The sequence below is a fragment of the Thalassospira profundimaris WP0211 genome (assembly GCF_000300275.1).
Taxonomy (GTDB): domain Bacteria; phylum Pseudomonadota; class Alphaproteobacteria; order Rhodospirillales; family Thalassospiraceae; genus Thalassospira; species Thalassospira profundimaris.
The window spans coordinates 75037-98313 of the sequence record NZ_AMRN01000007.1 but is presented as its reverse complement, the minus strand read 5'-3'; the positions used below and the strand labels follow the sequence as shown (position 1 = coordinate 98313).

Annotated in this window: 21 protein-coding genes and 1 tRNA gene; 7 read left to right on the top strand and 15 right to left on the bottom strand. The window is 53.7% G+C overall.

The window, feature by feature from the left end; all coding sequences use genetic code 11:
* Positions 1-20 precede the first annotated feature (20 nt).
* The 4 genes from TH2_RS13830 to TH2_RS13815 all read right to left on the bottom strand — a co-directional run bounded on the left by TH2_RS13830 (position 21) and on the right by TH2_RS13815 (position 4081).
* Positions 21-1559 carry a tripartite tricarboxylate transporter permease gene (locus TH2_RS13830; RefSeq protein ID WP_008891055.1) on the bottom strand — a complete coding sequence of 513 codons (1539 nt, stop codon included), beginning with the start codon at positions 1557-1559 and terminating at the stop codon, positions 21-23.
* A complete protein-coding gene (locus TH2_RS13825) occupies positions 1552-2040 on the bottom strand; it encodes a tripartite tricarboxylate transporter TctB family protein (RefSeq protein WP_008891054.1) in 489 nt (162 codons plus the stop codon). The genes TH2_RS13830 and TH2_RS13825 overlap by 8 nt, the downstream gene beginning before the upstream one ends.
* A 44-nt stretch (positions 2041-2084) precedes the next feature.
* On the bottom strand, positions 2085-3083 hold the full coding sequence (locus TH2_RS13820) for a tripartite tricarboxylate transporter substrate binding protein (protein WP_008891053.1): 999 nt from the start codon (positions 3081-3083) through the stop codon (positions 2085-2087).
* A 317-nt stretch (positions 3084-3400) separates the two neighbouring features.
* The gene (locus TH2_RS13815) at positions 3401-4081 is read right to left on the bottom strand and encodes an IclR family transcriptional regulator (RefSeq protein ID WP_008891052.1); all 681 of its coding nucleotides are present in this window, start codon (positions 4079-4081) and stop codon (positions 3401-3403) included.
* Between the two features lie 118 nt (positions 4082-4199).
* On the opposite strand from TH2_RS13815, the gene TH2_RS13810 reads away from it, so the two are divergent.
* Together TH2_RS13810 and TH2_RS13805 are read left to right on the top strand one after the other, a co-directional pair.
* Positions 4200-5417, top strand: a complete 1218-nt coding sequence (locus tag TH2_RS13810; RefSeq protein ID WP_008891051.1) for a CaiB/BaiF CoA transferase family protein — start codon at positions 4200-4202, stop codon at positions 5415-5417.
* On the top strand, positions 5414-6259 hold the full coding sequence (locus TH2_RS13805) for a citryl-CoA lyase (protein WP_008891050.1): 846 nt from the start codon (positions 5414-5416) through the stop codon (positions 6257-6259). The genes TH2_RS13810 and TH2_RS13805 overlap by 4 nt, the downstream gene beginning before the upstream one ends.
* A gap of 24 nt (positions 6260-6283) precedes the next feature.
* On the opposite strand, the gene TH2_RS13800 is transcribed toward TH2_RS13805, so the two are convergent.
* Complete coding sequence (locus TH2_RS13800) at positions 6284-7342, bottom strand: ABC transporter substrate-binding protein (RefSeq protein WP_238538706.1); 1059 nt, start codon at positions 7340-7342, stop codon at positions 6284-6286.
* Positions 7343-7551: 209 nt separating this feature from the next.
* Here TH2_RS13800 and TH2_RS13795 point away from each other — a divergent pair, with 209 nt between their 5' ends.
* The 3 genes from TH2_RS13795 to TH2_RS13785 all read left to right on the top strand — a co-directional run bounded on the left by TH2_RS13795 (position 7552) and on the right by TH2_RS13785 (position 10810).
* Positions 7552-8217 carry a response regulator transcription factor gene (locus TH2_RS13795; protein ID WP_008891048.1) on the top strand — a complete coding sequence of 222 codons (666 nt, stop codon included), beginning with the start codon at positions 7552-7554 and terminating at the stop codon, positions 8215-8217.
* A complete protein-coding gene (locus TH2_RS13790; protein WP_008891047.1) occupies positions 8214-9635 on the top strand; it encodes a sensor histidine kinase in 1422 nt (473 codons plus the stop codon). The genes TH2_RS13795 and TH2_RS13790 overlap by 4 nt, the downstream gene beginning before the upstream one ends.
* A 227-nt stretch (positions 9636-9862) precedes the next feature.
* On the top strand, positions 9863-10810 hold the full coding sequence (locus tag TH2_RS13785) for an SMP-30/gluconolactonase/LRE family protein (RefSeq protein WP_238538705.1): 948 nt from the start codon (positions 9863-9865) through the stop codon (positions 10808-10810).
* A gap of 115 nt (positions 10811-10925) precedes the next feature.
* On the opposite strand, the gene TH2_RS13780 is transcribed toward TH2_RS13785, so the two are convergent.
* The 9 genes from TH2_RS13780 to TH2_RS13740 all read right to left on the bottom strand — a co-directional run bounded on the left by TH2_RS13780 (position 10926) and on the right by TH2_RS13740 (position 20221).
* Positions 10926-11699: an MBL fold metallo-hydrolase gene (locus tag TH2_RS13780; protein WP_008891045.1), complete on the bottom strand. Its 774-nt coding sequence runs from the start codon at positions 11697-11699 to the stop codon at positions 10926-10928.
* Positions 11700-11701: 2 nt separating this feature from the next.
* On the bottom strand, positions 11702-12514 hold the full coding sequence (locus TH2_RS13775; protein WP_008891044.1) for a TatD family hydrolase: 813 nt from the start codon (positions 12512-12514) through the stop codon (positions 11702-11704).
* Positions 12511-14076: a methionine--tRNA ligase gene (gene metG, locus TH2_RS13770; protein WP_008891043.1), complete on the bottom strand. Its 1566-nt coding sequence runs from the start codon at positions 14074-14076 to the stop codon at positions 12511-12513. The genes TH2_RS13775 and metG overlap by 4 nt, the downstream gene beginning before the upstream one ends.
* 86 nt (positions 14077-14162) lie before the next feature.
* The gene (locus tag TH2_RS13765) at positions 14163-15269 is read right to left on the bottom strand and encodes a DNA polymerase III subunit delta' (RefSeq protein ID WP_008891042.1); all 1107 of its coding nucleotides are present in this window, start codon (positions 15267-15269) and stop codon (positions 14163-14165) included.
* Positions 15270-15271: 2 nt separating this feature from the next.
* On the bottom strand, positions 15272-15928 hold the full coding sequence (tmk, locus tag TH2_RS13760; RefSeq protein WP_008891041.1) for a dTMP kinase: 657 nt from the start codon (positions 15926-15928) through the stop codon (positions 15272-15274).
* Positions 15925-17103: a D-alanyl-D-alanine carboxypeptidase family protein gene (locus TH2_RS13755; RefSeq protein WP_051007642.1), complete on the bottom strand. Its 1179-nt coding sequence runs from the start codon at positions 17101-17103 to the stop codon at positions 15925-15927. Before TH2_RS13755 ends, tmk begins: the two co-directional genes overlap by 4 nt.
* A gap of 143 nt (positions 17104-17246) precedes the next feature.
* Entirely contained in the window at positions 17247-18293 is a 1047-nt protein-coding gene (locus tag TH2_RS21895) for a septal ring lytic transglycosylase RlpA family protein (RefSeq protein ID WP_008891039.1), read from the bottom strand.
* Between the two features lie 75 nt (positions 18294-18368).
* Entirely contained in the window at positions 18369-19373 is a 1005-nt protein-coding gene (locus TH2_RS13745) for a lytic murein transglycosylase (protein WP_008891038.1), read from the bottom strand.
* Positions 19374-19396: 23 nt separating this feature from the next.
* Positions 19397-20221 (bottom strand): YdcF family protein, encoded by an 825-nt coding sequence (locus TH2_RS13740; protein ID WP_157194115.1) that lies wholly within the window; start codon positions 20219-20221, stop codon positions 19397-19399.
* Positions 20222-20382: 161 nt separating this feature from the next.
* Here TH2_RS13740 and TH2_RS13735 point away from each other — a divergent pair.
* A tRNA-Ser gene (locus TH2_RS13735) sits at positions 20383-20472 on the top strand.
* A 109-nt stretch (positions 20473-20581) separates the two neighbouring features.
* Positions 20582-20920, top strand: a complete 339-nt coding sequence (locus tag TH2_RS13730; protein WP_008891036.1) for a zinc ribbon domain-containing protein YjdM — start codon at positions 20582-20584, stop codon at positions 20918-20920.
* An 87-nt stretch (positions 20921-21007) separates the two neighbouring features.
* On the opposite strand, the gene TH2_RS13725 is transcribed toward TH2_RS13730, so the two are convergent.
* On the bottom strand, positions 21008-23248 hold the full coding sequence (locus TH2_RS13725) for a TRAP transporter permease (RefSeq protein WP_008891035.1): 2241 nt from the start codon (positions 23246-23248) through the stop codon (positions 21008-21010).
* Positions 23249-23277: the final 29 nt, after the last annotated feature.

Genomic DNA, 23277 nt, shown 5'->3' with positions numbered 1-23277 from the left:
ACGTCGCTCAGAGGCAGATCTTAGAGTTCACCATCATTGGGAAGCGCTGACTTGCGGTTTGCCAACCAGCTGCGCAGATTGCCGATCAACGGGGCTGCAAGGAACAGAATGCTGATCAACAGGATCACAAGCGTGATCGGGCGTTCCCAAAGGAACGAAATGGAACCGTCGCTAATGGCCAGTGCACGACGGAGGTTTTCCTCCATCATCTTGCCCAGAATGAAGCCAAGCAGCATCGGCGCCATCGGATAGTTCAAAAGACGCAGGCCGATCGCGATTGCAGCTGCAATCACCATCATGTGGATGTCCATGGTGTTAAAGGTCACCAGATAGACACCAACCAGCGAGAAGAACAGAACGAACGGAACAAGAAGCTGCTGGGGCAGGGCCAGAAGACGCGAGATATACGGGATCAGCGGCAGGTTCAGAACCAGCAACACGATATTGCCGATATACATCGAAATGATCACCGACCAGAACACGTCAGGCTGTTCAACAAACAGACGCGGACCTGGCTGAACACCATAGGAAATCAGAGCACCCATCATCACAGCCGTGGTGCCCGAACCCGGAATACCAAGGGTCAGAAGCGGTACGAAGGAACCAGAACACGCAGCGTTGTTTGCGGTTTCAGGCGCCGCAAGACCACGGATAGAACCCTTGCCAAAGCCGAGTTTTTCCTTGGCCGAGGCAATATTGCGTTCCATGCCGTATGCAAGGAAGGATGCAATCGTTGCACCGGCACCCGGCAGAACGCCGGTAAAGAAGCCAAGAACCGACGAACGGCCGATGACCGGGATCATGATCTTGACTTCTTCCTTCGACAGCTTCATCGAGCCCAGGCTTTTAAGCGCCTTTTCTTCCTCGGAACGGGTGTCCTTGGTCGGACGCAGGATCGAGAGCAGGGCCTCTGAAAGGGCAAAGGTCGACATGGCGAGCAAAAGGAAGCTGATGCCATCGACAAGGTCCATGCTGCCAAAGGTAAAGCGGGCGACGCCAGCGGCCGGGTCGGTACCGATGGTCGAAAGCATGATCCCGAACAGGGTCATGGTAATCGCCTTGAGAACCTGTCCCTTGCCGGCAAAGGCAGACACAGCCGTCAGGCCAAGCACCATCAGTGCGAAATAGTCACCCGACTGGAACGACAACGATACTGACGCCAGTGCCGGTGCGGCAACCAGCAGGAAGATCGCAGCAATCGTACCACCAGAGAAAGACGAGTAGGCGGCAATGGCCAGTGCCTTGCCAGCCTGACCCTTTTGGGCCATCGGGTAACCGTCAAAGGCGGTCGCAACCGTTCCGGCAACACCCGGTGCGTTGATCAGAATAGAAGAGGTCGAGCCACCAAAGATTGCCCCGTAATACACGCCCGCCATCAGAATAAGGCCGGTGGACGGATCAAACCCGTAGGTGATCGGGATCATCAGGGCAATGGCAGTGATTGGGCCAAGACCGGGAAGCATCCCGATAAAGGTGCCTGCGAAACAGCCGACCGCAACCATCAACAGGTTGATCGGCATGACAGCGGTCGAAAGACCGGAGAAAATTCCCTCAAGCATCGTTTGACATCCAACCGAGATAATAGAAGAAATCGCCCGGGGTCAGGTAGATGCCCATGGCATAGAGCAAACCCCAGAAAGCAAGCGTGACACCGACAGCCGTCAGAATCAGAACCAGCGGACGTCGTTCGCCAAGCGTATAAAAACCGCCCATCAGGAAGAGCGATGTTGAAATCGGGAAGCCCAACTGGCGGATGGTCAGGCCATAGAAGACCATCAGTGCCGCCAGGATAACAACGCGTTTCCACTTAAGACCTCGGAAAGCGTGTTCGAGGCTGCCGGCCTCTTTGTTGGTCGGCAGCACCAGTTGGATGAAGGAAACCACACCAAGCAACCATGCAAGGGCGTTAGGGAGGGTTCTGGCATTGAACGGGGCATCCTCGTCGCCAAACAGCAGCGGGATGTCATCGACATAGAAGCCATATATCAGCGCAAGGCAAAGAAATAGCAGCGCGCCGAATTTGTCGCGATTGATGGACATGGCGAGGTTTCCTTCGGAGGTCTTTTTACTTGTGTATTAACGGCTTATTTCAGGAAGCCAAGGTCGCGCATCAGGTCGCCAACGACCTTTTCCTGGTTTTCCATGAAGGCAGAAAACTCAGCACGCGGCTTGTAGATTTTTTCCCAGCCATTGCGGGTACGAACGGTTTCCCATTCCGGGGTTGCCTGAACGTCCTTGAGGATCGCGGCATAGGCATCCGCTTTTTCAGCCGACAGAGACGGCGAACCGAAGTAACCGCGCCAGTTGACGAATTCAGCATCAATGCCGAGTTCACCGAGCGACGGAACGTCCGGAGCAGCTTCAACGCGTTCTTTCGAGGTTACAGCCAGAATGCGAACCTGACCTGCCTTGGCAAGTTCAAGCAGCTCACCCAGACCGGTCGACAGAACTTCGGTTTCACCCGACAGAAGGCCAGCAATTGCTTTGCCGCCTGCGTCATACGGAATGTATTTTACCTGTTTGGCATCGCCGCCGCCCTGCTGAACGGCATAGGCTGCAACGATGTGGTCCATACCGCCACGGACCGAACCGCCACCGAACTTGACCGAAGACGGATCAGCTTTGACCGCGTCAACAACGTCGGTGAAGGACTGATACGGGCTGTCGGCCGGAACAGCGAATGCTGCATATTCGGCAACAACGGCTGCGATCGGGGTCAGGTCGCGGAACGACTGCGGGAAGACGCCGGTCAGCGAACGCACGATGATCGGGGTGGAGTTGACCATCAGGGTGTTATCAAGACGATCAGCAGCTTCGATCATGTAGGCAATGGCTTTACCGCCGCCGCCGCCAGACATGTTTTCGTAGGACGCGGTGCCAACAAGACCCGATTTGGTCAGGGCTTCACCGGTACCACGTGCCGTACCATCCCAGCCGCCGCCTGCGCCGCCCGGAATGACGAAGTGAATTTCGTCCATTTCTGCAGCTTTGGCATCCATTGCACCAAATGCAGCAGTCGAAACAGCAACAGCCGTGGCTGCTGCGATAAATCCGCGACGCGAGAACATCGACAGTTTGTTCATCAGGGTCTCCTCCAGACACTAAAGCAATTTCCCAGCCACCCGAATAGTGGCAAGCCGATCAATGGAACAAAGCGCCAGCAAGGGGAGTCCGAACACCGCTTTCAGAGGCATGAATGCCCACCTGACCCCGGAAATTGACCTGACCTCCCTTGCCGAATTTTCTTCTTGTTTGTTCCGGGGCCAATTTATGACTCACGGATCGGCAGTGGCGGGACGGTAACAGCCAAACCTGTCACCAACCTGTCATTGGCAAAAAATGGGTGAAAAAAGTTCACATGATTTATGCGTTAACGGCAAAGATAGGCGGCCGTTTGTGATCATGAAGACATGCGTTTACCGCAATCCGCTGCACGTGATTGCAGCGAAGCCAGGCATTTAAGTCGCTTTTCCGGGGTGAACCGACTGATCGGACCAGAAAGGGCAAGAGCACCAAGCAGGTGGTTCTGCCGATCCAGTACCGGTACGGCAATCGCCGAAATATCCGGATCACGTTCACCTTCGCTCAGGGCAAATCTGTCCTCGAGAACCTGTAACGAACGGTCATCGACGCCATCGCCCCATGCACGGATGACGTGGCCAGCGGCCCCGAATTCACAAGGAAGAATAGCGCCTTCTTCAAGATGGTGTCGCAGGCTGCTTGGGGAGTTTTCGCGAAACAGGCACAGGCGATTGGTACCTTCCGGCACGTAAAAGGATGCGGTTTCACCGCTTTCCGAAACAAGGATCGAAAGGTGTGGGCGAACGATATCGTCCATGCCGTATGATCGCCGGTAAATGGAGCCAAGACGCCAAAGTGCCGGGCCAAGGCGATAGCGGCCACGGCCGGAAATCATCAAAAAACCACAAGACTCCAACGTTCCCGCCAGTCTCGAGATGGTGCTTTTATACATTCCGGTACGCTCGGACAGGTCCTTGAGCGACAGGTCATGGTCCTGATCGGTGAAGGCATCAAGAATTCCCAAAGCCCGTTCGACTGCCGTAACGTTCTGTTCTGACATGGTTAAATCCGTTTCGTGCTCTGATTTGGCGCAGTGAGAGCGCCAAGATCATTTTGTCCAAGCTCAAAATTCTATATAATAGAACATAATTCTACCAGACAGAATTTAGGAAATATCCATGAGCGGACCAAAATCTCTTTCCGGAATCACGGTTCTTGACCTGACGAATGTGTTGGCCGGACCGTTTTGCTGTCACCAGCTGGCCCATATGGGGGCGGATGTCATCAAGGTTGAAGCGCCGGGGCGTGGCGATCTTGCCCGCCAGCTTGGCGCCGACATGGAGCTCAATGAAAAGCTTATGGGCGTTTCATTCATGGCACAGAACGCCGGTAAACGTTCGATCACGCTGAACCTTAAGGATCAGCGCGGGAAGGAAATCCTCAAAAAGCTCGTGGCCAAGGCCGATGTTCTGGTCGAGAACTTCCGTCCGGGCGTGATGGACCGTCTTGAGCTTGGCTATGATGTGCTTTCAAAGGTTAATCCGGGGCTTGTTTATTGTGCGATTTCCGGCTTTGGCCAGAGTGGCCCGATGAAGAAACTTCCCGCCTATGACCAGATTGTTCAGGGCCTGTCGGGCATCATGACCATCACCGGCGAGCAGGATAAAGGGACCTATCGCGTCGGTTATCCGATGGCCGATACCATTGGCGGCATGACTGCGGCCTTTGCCATCAGTTCAGCGTTGGCGGGGCGGGCCATGGGCAACAAGGATGCCAAGGGCAGCTTCATTGATATTTCGATGCTGGAATCGGTGATTGCCACGATGGGTTGGGTGGTCTCGAACTATCTGATTGCCGGCAAGGAGCCGACCGCCAATGGCAATGACAACTTCACGTCATCACCGTCTGGCGCCTTTGCCACGGCCGATGGCCAGATCAATATCGCCGCAAACAAGCAGGAACAATTCGAAGCCCTGTGCGGTGTTCTTGGTCTTGAGGCGCTTATCAAGGATCCGCGGTTTGTGTCGCGCAAGGAACGGCTCGAAAACAGATCGGCTTTGACCGATCTGCTTGAAGACGTGCTGGTCACACAACAAACCGATTACTGGGTTGAAAAGCTTAACACCGTTGGTGTTCCGGCCGGTGCGGTCCTGACCGTGCCACAGGCGCTTTCGCTGCCACAGATTGCTGATCGCGGGATGCTGGCGTCGTTTGAGAATGTGCCGGGTGCTGATCGGGATATCCGCATCCTTCGGACCGGAATCAAAATGGATGGTGATGCACCGTCGGTGAGTGCACCGCCGCCGGAACTTGGACAAGACAATCAGGATATTCTGTCGTCGCTGGGCTTTTCCAATGATGAAATCGATAACTTTGCCAAGGAGGGCGTGCTGTGAGCTCGAAAACTGTTGAAGACGTTGAAAACGAAGTACGCGACTGGTGGCAGACCGGCATCATCGATATGGAGCCGGGCAAAATCCATTATGGTGGTTACGCGATTGAGGATCTGATTGGCAATATCAGCTTTCCGACCATGATCTGGTTGATGACACGCGGCGAATTGCCATCAGCACCGCAGGCCAAGCTGCTTGAGGCAGCGCTTGTTTCGGCCATCGATCATGGGCCGCAAGCCCCCAGCATCGCCATTGCCCGTATGGCGGCAACGTGTGGCGTTGGTCTGAACAATGCCATGGCCAGTGCGGTTAATGTCCTGGGTGATGTGCATGGCGGGGCGGGCGAGCAGGCAGTTGCCCTTTATCATGATATCGCAGCACGCATGGATGCCGGACAGGACATGACAGCGGCAGTTTCAGACGGCCTTGATCATCAAATCGCTGAGCATGGCAAACATGTGCCGGGCTTTGGCCATCGGTTCCACCCGGTTGACCCGCGTGCACCACGGCTTTTGGTACTCGTAAGCGCTGCAGCACAGGACGGTCATGTGTCGGGGCGGTATGGCGAAATTGCCAGCGCGATCGAGGCAGAGCTTTTGGCGCGTAAAGGCAAGCGGATCCCGATGAATATCGATGGTGCAACGGCAGTTATTTATGCCGAACTTGGATTTGCGCCGGAACTGGCGCGTGGGCTGTTTTGTCTTTCGCGGTCGGTGGGCATTCTTGCCCATGCATGGGAACAAACCCAACAGGGTGGCCGCAACAAGGGACCGATCCCGCGCCGGATGATATGGAACTATACCGGTCCGGATCGTCGTCCAGTACCCGATAGTGCGAAGTCTTAAAAGGCACTTGATTGGCAGGTTGCTTTATCTGCGGTTCAGTAGCGCATCCTGCCAGCGGCGCAGGAAGCGCTGACGCTTGGCCTGATCAAGGTAAACCAGCAATCCCGGCCCAACCGGGAAGGAACGTACGCGTTCGCCATACCGGTCAAAGATCAGCGACGAGAATGTGCTGGGCGGAACGTCGGCGCGCACCGGGTTGAAGTTTCCTTCATTTTGCAGAACGCTTTGTCCCTTGATCGACAACATGAAATCAAGGAACCGACCGCCAAGGTCGGGGTTGCGTGCACCACGCGGGATGATGGCGATCCTCGAATAAACGACAATAAAGTCGTCAGGCAGGATGACGCCAAGGTTCGGGTTTCGTTGGGTAAAGGTTTCCGCATACGATCCCAGCAGGTTATAGCCCAGCACAACCTGACCGGATGCGATTTTTTCAAGCATCGGAGAGGTATTGGAATAAAGCTTTACCTTTGCCTGACCCAGAATGCGGACAAAGTCCCATATACCGGGGAAAAATCGTTCATCGCGCGCCAGAAACAGGAAGCCGACACCGCTGCGTTCAATGTCATAGGTCGTGACTTTTTCACTCAGCAACTCGTCATGTTTGACAAGCAGCCCGATAAAGTCTTCACGGGTTCTGGGCGGTTCAAGTTCGTTTTCGCGGAAAAACTCGCGATTATAGGCGATGACGGCCGGTTCTTGCGTTACGGCAAAGGCTTCGTTGCGCCAGCGTGCCCAATGGGGCAAAGCGTCTGTTTCACTGCTTTGATAGGAGGTGGCATATCCGTCATTGGCCAGTTTCATCTGGAGATCCATCGAGGAGCTGATGATCAGGTCCGCCGTTGGTTCACCGTTAGCGCGCTGGCTTTGGGTGATGTCATACATCTCAAGCGTTTGCAGCTGATGGTATTCAACGCCAATAAACGGGTTGTCTTGCTGAAACGCTTCGATCACCGGGACAAAGGCACCGATATCGGCAGAGCCATAGATAACGGCCATTGGTTGTGTGCTGGTCAGCAATGATTGTTCTGGATCGGACGCCTGGGACGAACGCAATGCTGGATAGGTGAAAACTTCGGCCATCGCAGAAGAAACTTGCATCGCGAGGGCGATGAAACATAAACCAATACAGATACGGCCCGAAATCATGCTGCAATACTCTGTGTCGCGGATGGTCATTGGCATATGGTGCCGGGGCGAGGATATCGCTTGTTCTTGAATGCCTTTGCCGGGAAAATGGCAGAACAGAAATTACCTCTGTCGAGGTTTATCAGGGAAAAGTCACGCAAACAATGAGAGTCCTTGTTGTCGAAGATCATGCAGCACTGGCAGATGGAATTGCAGGATCCCTGCGACAATCTGGCTATGCGGTCGATGTGATTGCCGATGGCGAGGAAGCTGACGACGTTTTGCGCACCCAGGAATATGGCCTGGTGGTACTGGATCTGAACCTTCCGAAACTTGACGGGCTCGAGATATTGAAACGCCTGCGTCATCGCGGAGCCGAAAGTGCCGTCCTGATCCTGACCGCGCGCGGTGACATCGAAGACAGGGTCAAGGGACTTGATCTTGGTGCGGATGACTATCTGGCCAAACCGTTCGAGCTGGTCGAGCTTGAAGCACGGGTGAGGGCGCTTATGCGGCGCAATGCCGGGACGCATAACACCCAGCTTAAATGCGGGAAACTCAGTTTCGATACTGTGGCGCGACGGGTAACGGTTGATGGCACGGATGTCGATATTCCAAAGCGTGAGCTTAATATCCTTGAAATCTTGTTGATGCGTGTCGGCCATGTTCTGAGCAAGGAACAAATCGTTGATCAGTTGGCCGGGTTTGAAGACGATATCAGTGCCAACGCGGTCGAGCTTTATATCAGTCGATTGCGCAAACGGGTCGAGGCGGCCGATGTAAAAATCCAGACCGTTCGCGGTCTTGGCTATCTGTTGAAAAAAACATGAAATGGCGTAATCGATCGCTTCGGCGCAGGCTTGTCATATCGCTGCTGATCCCGCTTTTGGTGGTCAGTTCCCTGATGCTGCTTGAAGTCCGCAGTAACGCAGTTAATTCGACAAACCAAGCATTTGACCGTGCACTTTTAAGTTCTGCACTAGCCATTGCGGACCGTGTTGTCCTGATCGGTGGCAAGATCGAGGTGGACGTGCCCTATGTCGCGCTTGAGATGCTGACAAGTGCGGCGGAAGACAGGGTTTTCTATCAGGTTAGTACCGCACAGGGCGAATTCATTACGGGCTACGAAGATCTGCCACCGGTGCCCGAAAAGTTCCTGCCATTACGCGAAGAACCGGTTTTCTATGATGCGGTTTATAACGGCGAAACGGTGCGGATTGGCGCGCTTTCACGCTATGTGGCCAGTGTTCGCAAAGCGACCCGTTTTCATGTGCTGGTTGCCGAAACCATGGGAACCCGCACAAGGCTTAGCGAGGATATTCTTGCCAGTGCCGCGGCGCGCCAGATCTTGCTGATTGTCATTGCCGCCATGATCGTCTGGTTCGGGATTGGTCAGGGCCTCAAACCGCTGGCCCGCTTGGAGGAGGCGCTTAATCGCCGTTCTCCGAGTGATCTCAGACCGATTTTGCACGATGTGCCAATCGAGGTGCGCCATCTGGTGGGCGCCATCAACCAGCTTTTCGGGCGGCTGGAAAACAGCCTGAAGACCATGCAACGCTTTACCGCAGATGCTGCGCATCAGCTTAGAACACCCTTGGCCGCCCTTCGAACCCAGGCCGAACTTGGTCAGCGTGAAAAGGATCCTGAGAAAATCCACCAGATCATGGATACCATCGCGGCCTCGACCCGGCAGACATCACATCTGGCCAATCAGTTGCTGGCATCCGCACGTGCCGCACCCGAAGGCCTTGCCGGCCGACCATTTGACAAGATCGATCTGTGTGAGATTACCCGTGCGGTAACCGGATCAAAAGTGCCGGTCGCGATCGAGCGTGGTATTGATCTTGGATATGAAGGGATCACTGAGCCTACGTGGATTATGGGTGATGCGACCTTGATTGAAGAGTTGCTTAAAAACCTTGTCCATAACGCACTGACTTACTGCCCAAGTGGCAGTGCAGTGACCGTTCGGCTTGAACAGAATACTGGCAAAAACAAGGTGACATTGACCGTCGAAGATAACGGCCCGGGTATTCCGGTCGAACATCGCAAGGATGTCTTCAAGCGGTTCTATCGGATCAATGATGCCGGATATGACGAGGGATGCGGCCTGGGACTTTCCATCGTCAAGGAAATCGCCGCCCGGCATGAAACCAAGGTAAAACTGACGCAACCCAAAGAGCATAGTGGGTGCATCTTCAGTATCAGTTTCGATATGGCGCCTTTGGACGAGCGCAAAGAACACTGATTGCCCAGTCCTGCTGATTGGTGGTGCCGAACAAGAACCTAGTCCAGCGGTATTTTACCCAACTTGGTGTTGATATTCCTGCCGATACCTTCCCACAGGTTGTGTTCGGGGTCGTGATCATCGGGATGTTGTTGATTTATGGACGGCAACAGTTGGCGCGTTAAGGGCCTTTGCGCCTATGCGCGTAAGCATTCGGACATCAGATACATTTAGCAAAGGACGTTCAATTGGCAAACTGTGCCGCAGACAAGCATCAAGATGCATTCGGAATGGTGGAACCCTATCAGGTTCTTGACCGTCGGTTCCGCGACCTTGTATTGCCAAATGTCAGGCTGAGAAAAATTTCTGGCGGGCATTTGTGGACAGAGGGACCTGTTTGGTTTCCAGCACATCAGTGCCTGTTGTTTTCTGACATTCCAAATCAGAAGATTTTCCGCTGGATGTGTGATGGTTCGGTCAACGTGTTCCGGGGGAATTCCGACTTTGCCAACGGCAATACGATGGACGTGAACGGTCGTCTAATTACCTGTCAGCACGGCACGCGATCTGTAACACGAACCGAACATAATGGCGCAATCACGATACTTGCCGATGGATTTGAGGGCAGGCGGCTTAATTCGCCAAACGACGTTGTCGTCAAATCCGATGGGTCTATCTGGTTTACCGACCCGACCTACGGAATATTGTCGAATTATGAGGGCTACAAGGCCGCACCGGAGCAGAAATACAACAATGTATTTCGCCTTGATCCCGAAACGGGCACTTTAGCCAGCGTGACACCCGAGTTTCATAAACCAAACGATTTGGCATTCTCGAATGATGAGACGCTGCTTTATATCGCGGAATCAGGCAGCAGCCACGACGAGGCTATACCGGCGGTCATTCGGGTTTACGACATTGTTGACGGAAACAGACTTGAAAACGGTCGTGACTTTGCCGAGATCGACAACGGATTGCCTGACGGGATCAGAGTTGATTGCTATGGCAATGTCTGGAGTTCTGCGGCGGACGGCGTGCATTGCTTTGATCCGACAGGTGTTCTGCTTGGCAAGATACTGGTGCCCGAAACGGTATCGAATATAACGTTCGGCGGTGCACGGGGGAACGAGCTTTTGATTACGGCAACGACTAGCGTCTATGCCATACATGTCAACAGCGAAGCATTAGTTCGATAGTCCGGAAAAGCACTGGCCGTAATTTGTCATAATATATATTATAGAACTATTATAGAACTATTCGGTGTGGTGTCGAGTTAGGACATTTCGACCTCACCTCTGAAGTCTTTTGTCCTTAGTTCACCTCAATAACCAAGCCATCATAAGCTGGTTCAACATGGTCTGGCGTGTCTGCCATCGCCTGTGCGTAGTCAAACTGGATGCTCATGTGCGTCATATAGACTTGCTTGGGTTTGAATTCCTCGACCCAACCAAGAAGTTTCTCTAGATGTGCGTGCGTGTTGTGCGGACGATGCCGCAAGCAATCCACGACCCAGACATCCAGATCATAGAGATGTTGTTTGGATTCTTCGGGGAACTCAACCACATCCGTTGAATAGGCAAACTTCCCTATTTTGAAACCCAGGGTCTCGCCATAGCCGTGGTCTTGGCTGAAAACCGTGATTGGGACCCCTGCTGGCGTGATCGGCCCTGTGATGACATGCGGGATCAATACCGGTTTGAAATAGAACTCAACGCCTTCTGGCAGCGGCGTGAAGACATAATTGAAACGATGATCGATGTCCGAGATGGTCTGTGCATTCGCATATATATCAATCGGACGTTCCATGGCGACATTCAACCAGCGAACATCATCAATGCCATGCACATGATCGGCATGCGAATGGGTAAACAGGATCGCATCGACATGGTCGATACCGTGCGTCAGCGCCTGCTGGCGAAAATCCGGTGTCACGTCGACAAGGATCTTTTTCCCAGCTTCTTCGATCAGGATCGAGCTGCGTAAACGTTGGTTTTTCGGATTGTTCGGGTCGCACTTTCCCCATCCAAGGCCAACCGATGGCACACCATTTGAGGAGCCGCAGCCAAGGATGGTTACCTTCGTCACTGTTATTCTGCTCCCAGCGCAAGCAGGTTGTTCCGATCAGCTTTTGTGAACAGTTTGAAGAAGTTATCCGTCGTTATTTGCGTGATTTCTTCAATTGTAACACCCTTGATTTCGGCTAGCTTCGCCGCCGTATGGGCAACGTAGCTCGGTTCGTTTGGTTTGCCGCGCTTGGGCACTGGTGCGAGATACGGCGCGTCGGTTTCCACCAACAGTCGATCTAGCGGTACGTCTTCAACAGCGGCACGAATTTCCTTGGCGGAATTAAAGGTGATGATGCCCGAACAAGAAATATAAAATCCGATCTTCAACGCACGCTGTGCCAGCGTTGCCGAACTGGAAAAGCAATGAATAACGCCGGTAAACCGCCCCTTTTCATATTCTTCTTCCAGAATATCCATGGTGTCGTCATCGGCATCACGGGTATGGACGATCAAGGGTAAACCCGTTTCGCGGCAAGCCGCGATATGGGCACGAAAGCTTTGCTGCTGCGCATCACGCGGGGCATTGTCATAGAAATAATCAAGACCACTTTCGCCGATGCCGATGACTTTCGGGTCGGATGCCTTTTCGATCAGGGCATCGGGGCTTGAAAGCCCCTCCTCGCCGGCTTCGTGTGGATGAACGCCAATCGTGCAATAGATATGATCAGATTGTTCGGCAACCGCGCGGACCTTGTCAAAGGTCGTCAGTTTAACGCCGATGCTGACCATCATGCCAACGCCGGCGTTTTTGGCCCGCGCAAGGGTTCCGCTCAGATCGTCGGAAAACTGCGGGTAGTCCAGATGGCAGTGGCTGTCGACAAGGGCGACATTCATGCCTTCTCTCCTTCATCCTCGGTCTCGACATAGCGCGGGAAAACGCCAGCCGGTTTCGGAATGCCCGACCCCGGTTTCAGGGCATTGTTCGGACCAAGCGCATCAAACCCGCGCTGATCATCGGCCAGCACCAGCTGATCAAGGATTTTGGCCGCTGAGTCCGGCATGATTGGTTGAACAAGGATACCGACGTGGCGAATGACCTCGGCCAGCACATACAAAACCGTCTCCATACGTGCCGGATCCGTCTTTTTCAGGCCCCAAGGCGCCATTTCATCGACATACCGGTTGGCATCACCCACAAGGCTCCAGATCGCTTCCAGCCCCTTGTTGAACGCCTGCTCGTCAAAGAGCGGACGCACGGTATCAAGCATGCCGTGCGCCTTGGTGAGGATTTCCTTGTCTGCGTCGGTGAACTCGCCCGGGGTCGGGATCGCAGCGTTGCAGTTCTTGTGGATCATCGACAGAACACGCTGGCACATATTGCCCAGATCGTTGGCCAGTTCGCTGTTCATGCGGTTGACCATGGAACGATGAGAAAAGTCACCATCATTGCCAAACGGCACTTCACGCATCAGGAAGTAACGCGTCTGATCCAGACCGTATTTATCGGTCAGGTCATACGGATCAATCACATTACCGATCGATTTGGAGATCTTCTGGCCTTCGTTGGTCCACCAGCCGTGGGCAAAGACGCGCTTGGGCGGTGTGATACCGGCCGCCAGAAGGAAGGCAGGCCAGTAAACCGCATGGAAACGCAGGATGTCCTTACCGACCATATGTAGGTCAGCAGGCCAATATTTTTCAAGTTTGGCCGGATCTGCATCCGGGTAACCGATCGCGGTCAGATAGTTGGTCAGGGCATCGAGCCAGACATACATGACGTGGTCTTCGTCACCTGGCACCGGAACACCCCATTTGAAGCTGGTGCGCGATACGGAAAGATCATGCATGCCACCCTTCACAAAGCTGATCACTTCGTTACGGCGTGACTGGGGTGCGATGAAGTCCGGGTTCTGTTCGTAGAATTCCAGCAGGCGGTCGCCCCAAGCAGACAACTTGAAAAAATAACTTGGCTCAGACACCCACTCCACCGGTGCGCCGGTTGGAGCAAGTTTTTCGCCGTCTTTTTCGATCAGTTCCTTCTCGCCGTAGAACGCCTCGTCACGGACCGAATACCAGCCATCATAGGAGCCCAGATAAATCTCGCCCTTTTCAAGCAACGTATTCCAAAGCGCCTGACACGCCTTTATGTGACGTTCTTCAGTGGTGCGGATGAAGTCATCGTTGGAATAGTTCATGTGAACGGCAAGATCGCGGAAGTTCTGCGATACCTGGTCTGTAAACGCCTGCGGAGCAATGCCCTTGGCCGCGGCCGACTTGTCGACCTTTTGACCGTGTTCATCGGTTCCGGTCAGGAACATCACGTCATAACCGTCCAGGCGCTTGAAGCGGGCCAGAACGTCACAGGCAAGCGTGGTATAGGCATGGCCGATATGGGGCTTGTCGTTGACGTAATAGATCGGTGTCGTGATGTAATAGGGCTGTTTGTGCCCGGTCATGGTCGCAAATCCTTCGCGCAAGTCGTGAAACAAAACGGCCCGAAATGGGCCGTGATGGTCAAAATTTCGGTATGTGGGCAGTGATGTCAGGTTCGCATGGTTTCTTCAAGCATGAAGAATGCATTCAGCAAGGCTTGCTTGCGATCAAGATGCAAACCGCGGGTCGCGCCCATCAATTCGTTGATCTTTTCCCATACCTCCAGCCATTGATCAAGCGGTTGCGCGGCTGCCATGCGCTGCATGGCGGGCAATTCACCGTCTACGACTTCGCGGGGCGCCTGCCCTGTGGCGGCAAACCGGATCATTCGCGCAAGCCACCAATGCATCAATTCGGTGATTGTTGCAAAGGCCGCGTCCTTGTCTGCCGGTGAAAATCGCTCTGCAAACTTGTGTTGGGTTGCGACATCGGCATTGGGGAGTGCGGCGATGATATCGACAAGTTCGGTATAAAGCTCAAGCCCGCCCACTTCATGGAGTTGAAGTGCACGACCGATGCTGCCTTCTGCGAGACCCGAAAGTGCGTCACGTGCGCCAAGATCCATATCCGGGCAATAACGCCCCAGAAGATCGACAACCTGATGATCTTGCAGCGGGCCAAGATTGAGACGACGACAGCGCGACCGAATGGTCGGTAGCAACCGTCCCGGATGATGGGCAACCAGGATCATCATAGCGTTGGCTGGCGGTTCTTCGAGAACCTTGAGGATCGCGTTGGCAGCATTGCGGTTCAGTTCATCGGCGGCATCAACAATAACGATCCGCCATCCGCCCTCTGCCGATGTCTTCGACATGAAATTGCCAACCGTGCGCACGCTGGCTACGGTGATTTCGCCCTGCAGGCGCTTCTTCTTGTCGTCGTACTGACGCTCGATAACCTTAAGATCACCATGACCGCCGCCGGCAATTCGTCGCGCTACCGGGTCTTCCGGATCGACGTAAAGACCGTCATTCTGGTCGCCAAACAGCCCTGCACCGGCATTGTTTCCGCCGCCAGAAAGGATAAAACGTGCCATACGATAGGCAAGCGTTGCCTTGCCGACGCCCTTGGGGCCACAGAGCAGCCAAGCGTGATGCATGCGTTTGCTGTTCCATGCATCAAGAATAACTTTCTCGGCCTCTTCGTGGCCAAGAAGGGCATCATTGCGTCGTGGGTCAAAGGGGTTTTCTTCTTCGGGAAGGTCGTCCTTGGCCATGATCAGATCCCCTGCCCGGCAATGCGCCCCTGAACAGCGGCGATGACACGTTCACCTACGGTTTCGATGTCTCCACTGGCGTCAATGACGACACACCGGTCTTTTTCAGTTGCTGCAATTTCACGGTAACCGTCACGTATGCGCTCGTGAAATGCAAGTCCCATGCGTTCATAGCGGTCCTCAGCGGCACTGACATTGGCAAAGCGTGCTCCAGCTCGGTCAAGACCAACTTCAAGCGGCAGATCAAAAATTACGGTCAGATCAGGTTTGAAATCGCCGATCGCCAGTTTCCAAAGATTGCGGATATAGTCTGCACCAAGGCCATGGCCGTAGCCCTGATAGACAACTGATGAGTCCGCGAACCGGTCACAAAGAACGACTTTTCCCTCGGCAAGGGCCGGACGAATTGTGCGTTCAACATGATCGCGACGCGAAGCAAACATCAGAAGCGCTTCGGTTACGGCGTCCCAGCGACCGGGATCGCCCGTCAGAATAAGGTTGCGGATTTCCTCGGCACCCGGCGAGCCGCCAGGTTCACGCGTGACCAGAACATCCCGGCCCTGCTCGCGGAACCAGGTTGCCAAATGGTGGATCTGGGTGGACTTTCCGCTGCCTTCACCGCCTTCGAAACTGATGAACAAACCGGGCTTCGACTTCACCCGTTTGCCCCCCAGAGAAGATATTTGAAGGCTGCGCCAATACGGCCAACAAATCCAAGGCGTCCGACATCATGGGCGGCATAAAGCGGGAACTCGATGATGTCCCGGTCCGGGACTTCGACCTTAAGTGTTGCGATCTGATCGCCTTGGCTGATCGGGGCCGGCACCGGGCCATCATAGACGACGGTGACCTTCATATCGCGGCTCGCACTGCGCGGCAGTGTCAAAAGGATTTCTTTGTCAGCGACAAGATCAACCTTGGTTTCGGAACCCAACCAAACATTGGCGGAACTCACGGTTTCGCCCTCGGCAAACAAATCGTAGTTGTCAAATTCGCGGAAGCCCCAATCCAGAAGCTTTTGGGACTCCGTGCGACGTTCACGTACAGAATCCAAACCGTTAACCACAAGGATCAACCGACGCCCGTCACGCTCGGCTGACGCCGTAAGACCGTATCCGGCCGCTTCGGTGTGACCGGTTTTAAGGCCGTCAACACCGGCACTCGTGCCCAATAGCGGGTTACGGTTGGGTTGACGGATACCGTTATAGGTGAATTCCTTGACGGAATAGAGCTCGTAAAGGTCCGGGAAATTGCGAATGGTGTCGCGCGCAAGAATGGCAAGATCATGAACCGTCACAAGGTGGCCGTCCGCTGGCCAGCCAGTGGCGTTCTTAAAGACAGACTTGGTCATGCCGATTGCGCGGGCTTCCTCGGTCATTGCCTCGGCAAAGGCTTCTTCGGATCCACCAATTCCCTCTGCGACGACGATTGCCGCGTCATTTCCCGACTGAACGATAATGCCGTGCAGCAGATCCGAGACCGAAACGTTGGAGTTCACCTCTACAAACATTTTCGATCCGCCCTTGCGCCAGGCTTTCTCACTTACGTGGAAGGTGTCGTCCATCGAAACGCGACCGTCCTTGATATACTTGAACAGCATATGAACGGTCATCATTTTGGTCATCGAAGCCGGCTCAGTCAGGGTGTCCCCTTCTTTATCAAGCAGCACAGCGCCGGTATCGAAGTCCATCATGAAAGCTTCACGTGCGCTGGTCTCTATTGCCTGCGCGCTTGCAAAGCTCATCGACATTGCCATGACTGAGCCAAAAATAAAGGCTCCGGCCACTACCCGGTTCAGAGTGTTTTTGAACGGAACTGGCGGCATCAAAGTCATGGCATTCTAACCCTGTAAAATAATTTCTCTATGCACCGGGAAACGGTGTATCCGCTGATTTGCTTATGTCGCAAATTCGGCAGAATTGTGCAACACCAACAAACCCGGCATTTTAAAGCGGTAGCATAACCGGCTTTTTTCAATCAACAGACTGATGTCGCCGAGCCGCCATCAGCACACTCAACGACAACTTTTGCCCCGTTTTGGCCGGTTGCAATCACCCGTTCAAGCAGGATGTCCGCTTCCGGGACTGTTTCCAACGGACCAAGCCGCACGCGGTAAAAGGTCGTGCCCTTGACATCGATTGACTCAATCTTGCTGGGGGCAAGATCATAAAGGCGATTGCGCAGGTTTAAGGCATTGTCATAAATGGAAAAGGCACCCGCCTGGACATAGATCGAAGACGATGCAACAGGTGCAACTTCAACCACGGCGGCCTCTTCGACCACGCCATCAAGCGGTGCAGATTGAACACTGGCGCTGGAAGACGGCGGTGTCAGTTTGATACTCGATGTCGTCGGTTCGCCTGCATCGGTAATCGGCCCGTCATCGAGACGGACTGTTTCAACAACATCGCGCGGTGCTGCCGTAACGGTGCTTTGTTCGGCCGAGGTAACTTGCGGGGCAGCTTTGCCTTGCGCGATTGCTGCGATTTGACGGCTTTCGGCTTCAACCACTTCAACGAGAACCTTCGCCGTACCTTTTCGCTCAAACCCGAGGAGCTGGGCTGCGCGGCGCGACATATCGATGATCCGCCCATGCGCGAATGGTCCACGGTCATTGACCCGTACCTTGATCGACTTGCCGTTTTCAAGGTTTGTCACCCGAACGATGCTCGGCAGTGGCAAGGTTCGATGGGCGGCCGAAACTTCATACTGATCAAAAATCTCGCCGTTGGCGGTCTTCTTGCCATGGAATTTGGGGCCATACCAGGATGCAATACCGGTTTCTGTGTATTCGTAATCTACGGCCGGATAATACCACTGTCCGGCAATCTCATATGGATTGCCGATCTTGTAGTTGCCGATTTGGGAAGGTTGTTGTGACTGACCGCCAAGCCGTTTGACGCCATGGACGGCCAGTTGCGTTTCAGCACAGCCCGCCAGCAATACGCCAAATGCTGCAACCGTCAGGGTAATGCGGCATTTGGTTCGCAGATGTGCGAAGGCACTTTTTCGTGGTTTGGGCATCAAGGTGTCCCCGCTTGTAGATGCTCTGTCCATGCTCGTTCAGACAAGGTGTCCGTTTTTTTCCGGACGTTGTTTTTAACGACCGGCAATCGCATCGGCCAATGTGCCAACCGCAATCGCAAAGTAAGTCGAACGGTTCCAATGCATGATGGTATGGAAGTTGTTATAAACCATATATGCGGGACCTTCACCGTCATTTACGATGACAATTGATGCTTCCATGTCAGCCGCAGGCAAATCTGCGCCGTTTGGCATGCGAACGCCAAGCTCCTGCCATTCAGAAATTGGTTTGCGGATATCGCGACCTTCAAACTCGGTGTTGAAGTTTTCCGGCAGCGAAATCTTGCGGCCCCAGCGCTCGTCTGCGTGCCATCCGACAGAAGACAGATAGTTTGCTGCAGAGGCAAAGACGTCTTCCTTGGCTCCCCAAAGATCAATCTTGCCATCACCGTTGCCGTCGCGTGCGTAATTCAGGAAAGTAGATGGCATAAACTGCGCCTGCCCCATGGCCCCGGCCCAAGAGCCCGACATCTTTTCCGGCGCGATATGGCCGGCATCAATGATGGTCAACGCGTTCATCAATTCTTTGCGGAAATATTCGGCGCGTCGTCCCTCAAATGCCAAGGTCGCAAGTGAATCAACAACTGAATAACCGCCGGTGAAACGGCCAAATCCGGTTTCAATGCCCCAGAACGCTGTCAGATAGTGGCCTGGCACACCGTATTTCTTGGCCGCGGCGTCAATGATGTCGCGGTTTTCGGCGTACTTCTTGCGACCTTCATTGATGCGGGATTGCGGCACAACCCGATCAAGATATTGTTCAAAGGTCAGTTTGAATTCTGGCTGGCTGCGATCATATTCGATCACTTTGGGGATCGGTTTGGTATTGGCAAAGGCAACGTTAAGTGTGGCATCGGAAATGCCTTTGCTTGCAGCTTCCTTTTTGAATTCAACGAGCCATTCGTCAAATCCCTCGGTGGTGAATTCTGGAAGTTTCTCATCGGTCTGTGCAAAGGCCGGTGCATTTGCCGCCATTACAGCAACGACGGAGGCGGCAGTCAGTAGTTTCCAGAATTTCATCTAAGCCTCATCCAATCATGTAATCAGTTTTCCGCCCCAGGATTTTGCGGCCCAGGGAACCATGCATCTGTGCGGCCGGTCCAGTAATAGGCGGTCAAACCAACCCATTCCCGCAAAGCACGGCCCAACGATTTGATACCGCCAGAGACGTTAAGACTTGCTAAATGGATGTCATCTGAGGTGAATCTGTCGACCGGATACGGGATCACATTCCAGCCGGCCTGACGGAATACACCTGCCGCCCTTGGCATATGTTGCGCCGAAGTGATTAGCACCCAAGGCTTTTTGGCAAGTTCTGGCCAATCGCGATAAACCATCTCCAGAGATTTCGTCGCGTTCTCGTGCGTGTTCCGAGATTTTTTTTCAAAATACATGTTCGACGTCTTGAGGCCCGATTCGTCCAACCAGTTTTCAAGGACGAATGCTTCGCTAAATCCACGTTCTGTCAGATTGCCATCCCCACCAGTAAACAAGACAGGTTTGTCAGGATACAAGCCGGCAACCCGCAGCATCGCGAATATCCGGTCTGCGGACTGCCCTACGTTCATTTCGCCGCGCTCAAGGTAACTGTCTGGGTCAAGGCTCCCAGCCAATGTGACGGTTCCAGCAAACTCGATCTGTGAGAGTTTTGGTTTCTCGAACCGGGTTTCAAGAGGATGTGAGAGCATATCTCCAACCGGGATAACCGTGATTAGCAACGAGGCTCCGCTCACAATAATCAATCCAACAACTGCAAATTTGCGTGTTCTTTTGAGGAGCATGAACCCCAACAAAACCGTGAGGAGGAAACCGTGCATGAATACAGCGTCGCTCAGGATGCTTACCGTTTTGGACAGGAAGTAGAACACGTTAGAGAATTCCAAAAAGAATTGGTTTGTTGGCTTCCATTACCATACTGAAATCAGGATAAATCACCAGCTTTCGCTGCAATATTGGATTGCCCTATTGACAGGTCATTCTCCCCAATTTATTGAAAGCGCCCAGAGCGAAACGCTCCAACCAGTTTTGCGGAGAGGTGGCAGAGCGGTTGAATGCAGCGGTCTTGAAAACCGCCGTGCCTTTACGGGTACCGTGGGTTCGAATCCCACCCTCTCCGCCACTTACTCCAAGACAGTGCAAAAGCCAGTACAGTAATCGCACGGTGATGTTCTCTGCGTGCTGCCAAGCCGTATCTGTCAGGACGTCATAATCGTCGAAAGGTCACTGATATGAGCGAACTGCCACCCTGCCCCAAATGTGAATCCCCCTACACCTACGAAGACGGTGACTTGTTGATCTGTCCTGAATGCGCCCATGAATGGTCGCTTGCGACAGGTCAGGCGGATGCAAATGTTGTTCGCGATTCCAATGGCACCCCACTTGCCGATGGCGATACGGTTTCAGTAATCAAGGACCTTAAGGTCAAAGGTTCGTCAGCTGTTGTTAAAGTCGGGACCAAGGTTAAGGGCATTCGCCTTGTTGACGGTGATCACGATATCGATTGCAAAATCCCGGGGATCGGTCAGATGGGGCTGAAATCGGAGTTCGTAAAGAAGGTTGTTGACTAGGCAACTGAATACGAGTTCAACCAAAAGCGAAAAAGCGCACCAAATGTGGTGCGCTTTTTCTTTTTATATGTATTTGCGTCGTAGGGCTTAGTCAGCCCCGCCAGTCCGGAATGTCGTTCCTGGTTTCGGCTTCAAAATTCGCTGGATGAAGAGCGTCCCGATTGCCATCCCCACCCCGATCAGATCCGTAATCAGACCGCCGGAGATCATGAACAACGCTGCGATAACGAGCAGAACGCGCAAGAACCAAACCGCCGAACGGCCAAGGAACCAGCCCTGAACGCCAGACGATAGAAGGAATACGCCCACAACGGCCGTAATCAGCGCCTGACCTATCTGAAGATAGGTTCCGTCCATGAGGACGGCAGAGTTATAGAAGAACATGAACGGTACGATGAAGGCGGCAATACCGATCTTGAATGACGCAACCGATGTTTCCATCGGGTTGGCCCCCGATATCCCGGCCGCAGCATAGGATGCCAGCGCCACCGGCGGTGTGATCGCCGAAACCACAGCAAAGTAAAACACGAAGAAGTGTGCCGTAAGTGGTTCAATTCCAAGCTCAATCAGGCCTGGCGCCACCACAGATGCGGCAACCGCATAGGCCGCCGTTGTCGGCATTCCCATACCAAGCAAAATGGCAATCAGCATGGCAAAGACCAGTGCCAGAAGCTGGGAGGCTTCGGCCAAACCCAGCAGCAGATTGGAGAAGCGTGCACCAACCCCGGTAAGTGCAATCACACCGACGATGATACCTGCGCAGGCACAGACCGCGATGATCTGGATCGACATGCCACCTGCCAGCTCAAAGGCCTTGGCCACTGACCGTGCCCCCACGCGATTTGGCGTTAACCAACTGACAACGACAGCCGCAACGGTGGCAAGGGTCCCTGCCCTGATCACGGAATAGCCTAGGAACAGTGCAATGATCAGAATGACGATCGGAAGGAACAGGAATACCTTTTTGATCATTACATCAAAGCGCGGCAATTCATCTTCGCGCATGCCGCGCATACCAAGTTTCGCGGCCTCAAAATCGACCATGAAATAGATCGATACGAAGTAAAGGATGGCCGGAATGACGGCTGCAATCGCGATCTCGGTATATGGAATGCCAGTGATCTCGGCCATGATGAAGGCACCTGCCCCCATAATCGGCGGCATGATCTGACCACCGGTTGAGGCTGCAGCCTCAATCGCGCCAGCGGTCTTTTTGTGATAGCCGACCTTTTTCATCAGCGGAATGGTGAGCGAACCGGTCGCCACAACGTTCCCGGCAGACGTACCATTAATCATGCCCATCAAACCGGATGCAAAGATCGCAACCTTTGCCGGGCCACCACGGGCACGACCTGCGACCGAGAAGGCAAAGTTCACGAAATAGTCGCCAACCTTGGACGCCTGCAGGAAGGCTGCAAAAATGATGAAGAGAATGATGTAGGTCGACGAAACGGCCGTCGTCGGGCCGAGGATCCCTGCGTCAGTGTAAACTTGGCTAAAGAAACGCTGCCATGTAACAGATGGCGACTGCAGGAACCCTGGCAGGAATTCACCAACGAAAACGTATATCAGGAAGATGGTCGCGATGACCACCAGTGCCAAACCGGCAACCCTTCGGGTCAATTCCATGATCAGCAATGTGCCAGCAACAGCAGCGATTGAAATCCCGATTGGCGCAAAGGGTGTCCCCGTCGAGTTGCGCATCAATGTGCCATAAATCGTGATCAGATAAACAGCGACTGCGAAGGCACAGACGCAGAGCACAAAGTCGGGGGCCGAATATTTTTCGCGCGATGTTTTGTGGAACCAAGACAAAACAATACCGCCGACCGTCGCCACCAGAAGCGGTGTTCCGAAAAGCCAAGTTTCATTAAACTTGATTGTCGCATCAATGCCGTTCCACATCACGCCGTTCTGGATGTCGAGCGCGAAGCTAAACGCCATACCGGTGGCCATGAATGCCGGCACGAGAAGAACATATGACAGATACCCCAAAAGCGGTGTGCCTGTGCCCGGGCTGTCATTAAAACTGTTGGCCGAGTACCATAGAAAACCAAGCGCAAGTGCGCCCGCAACGTGAACGATACGGAAGTTCCATGTCTCAAGCGGAAAGTCAGGAAGAAATGGCAAATTAACAATCCCGCCCGTCATACCCGAGAGCGAAACACCATTCAGTGCAAGCATGTGGAAGGCTGCATAGATTGCAGCGGAAATCGTGATAAAGGTCAGGCCAGTGCCTTCGAAAAGACGTCGATTATGTTCGACCGGCTCTTCGTCAACACCATCGGCAATAAGGTGTTCGTCTTCCACCTGGCTTTTGTTTGTCATCTGTTCCCCCGCTCTCACGCAAGTTTGTT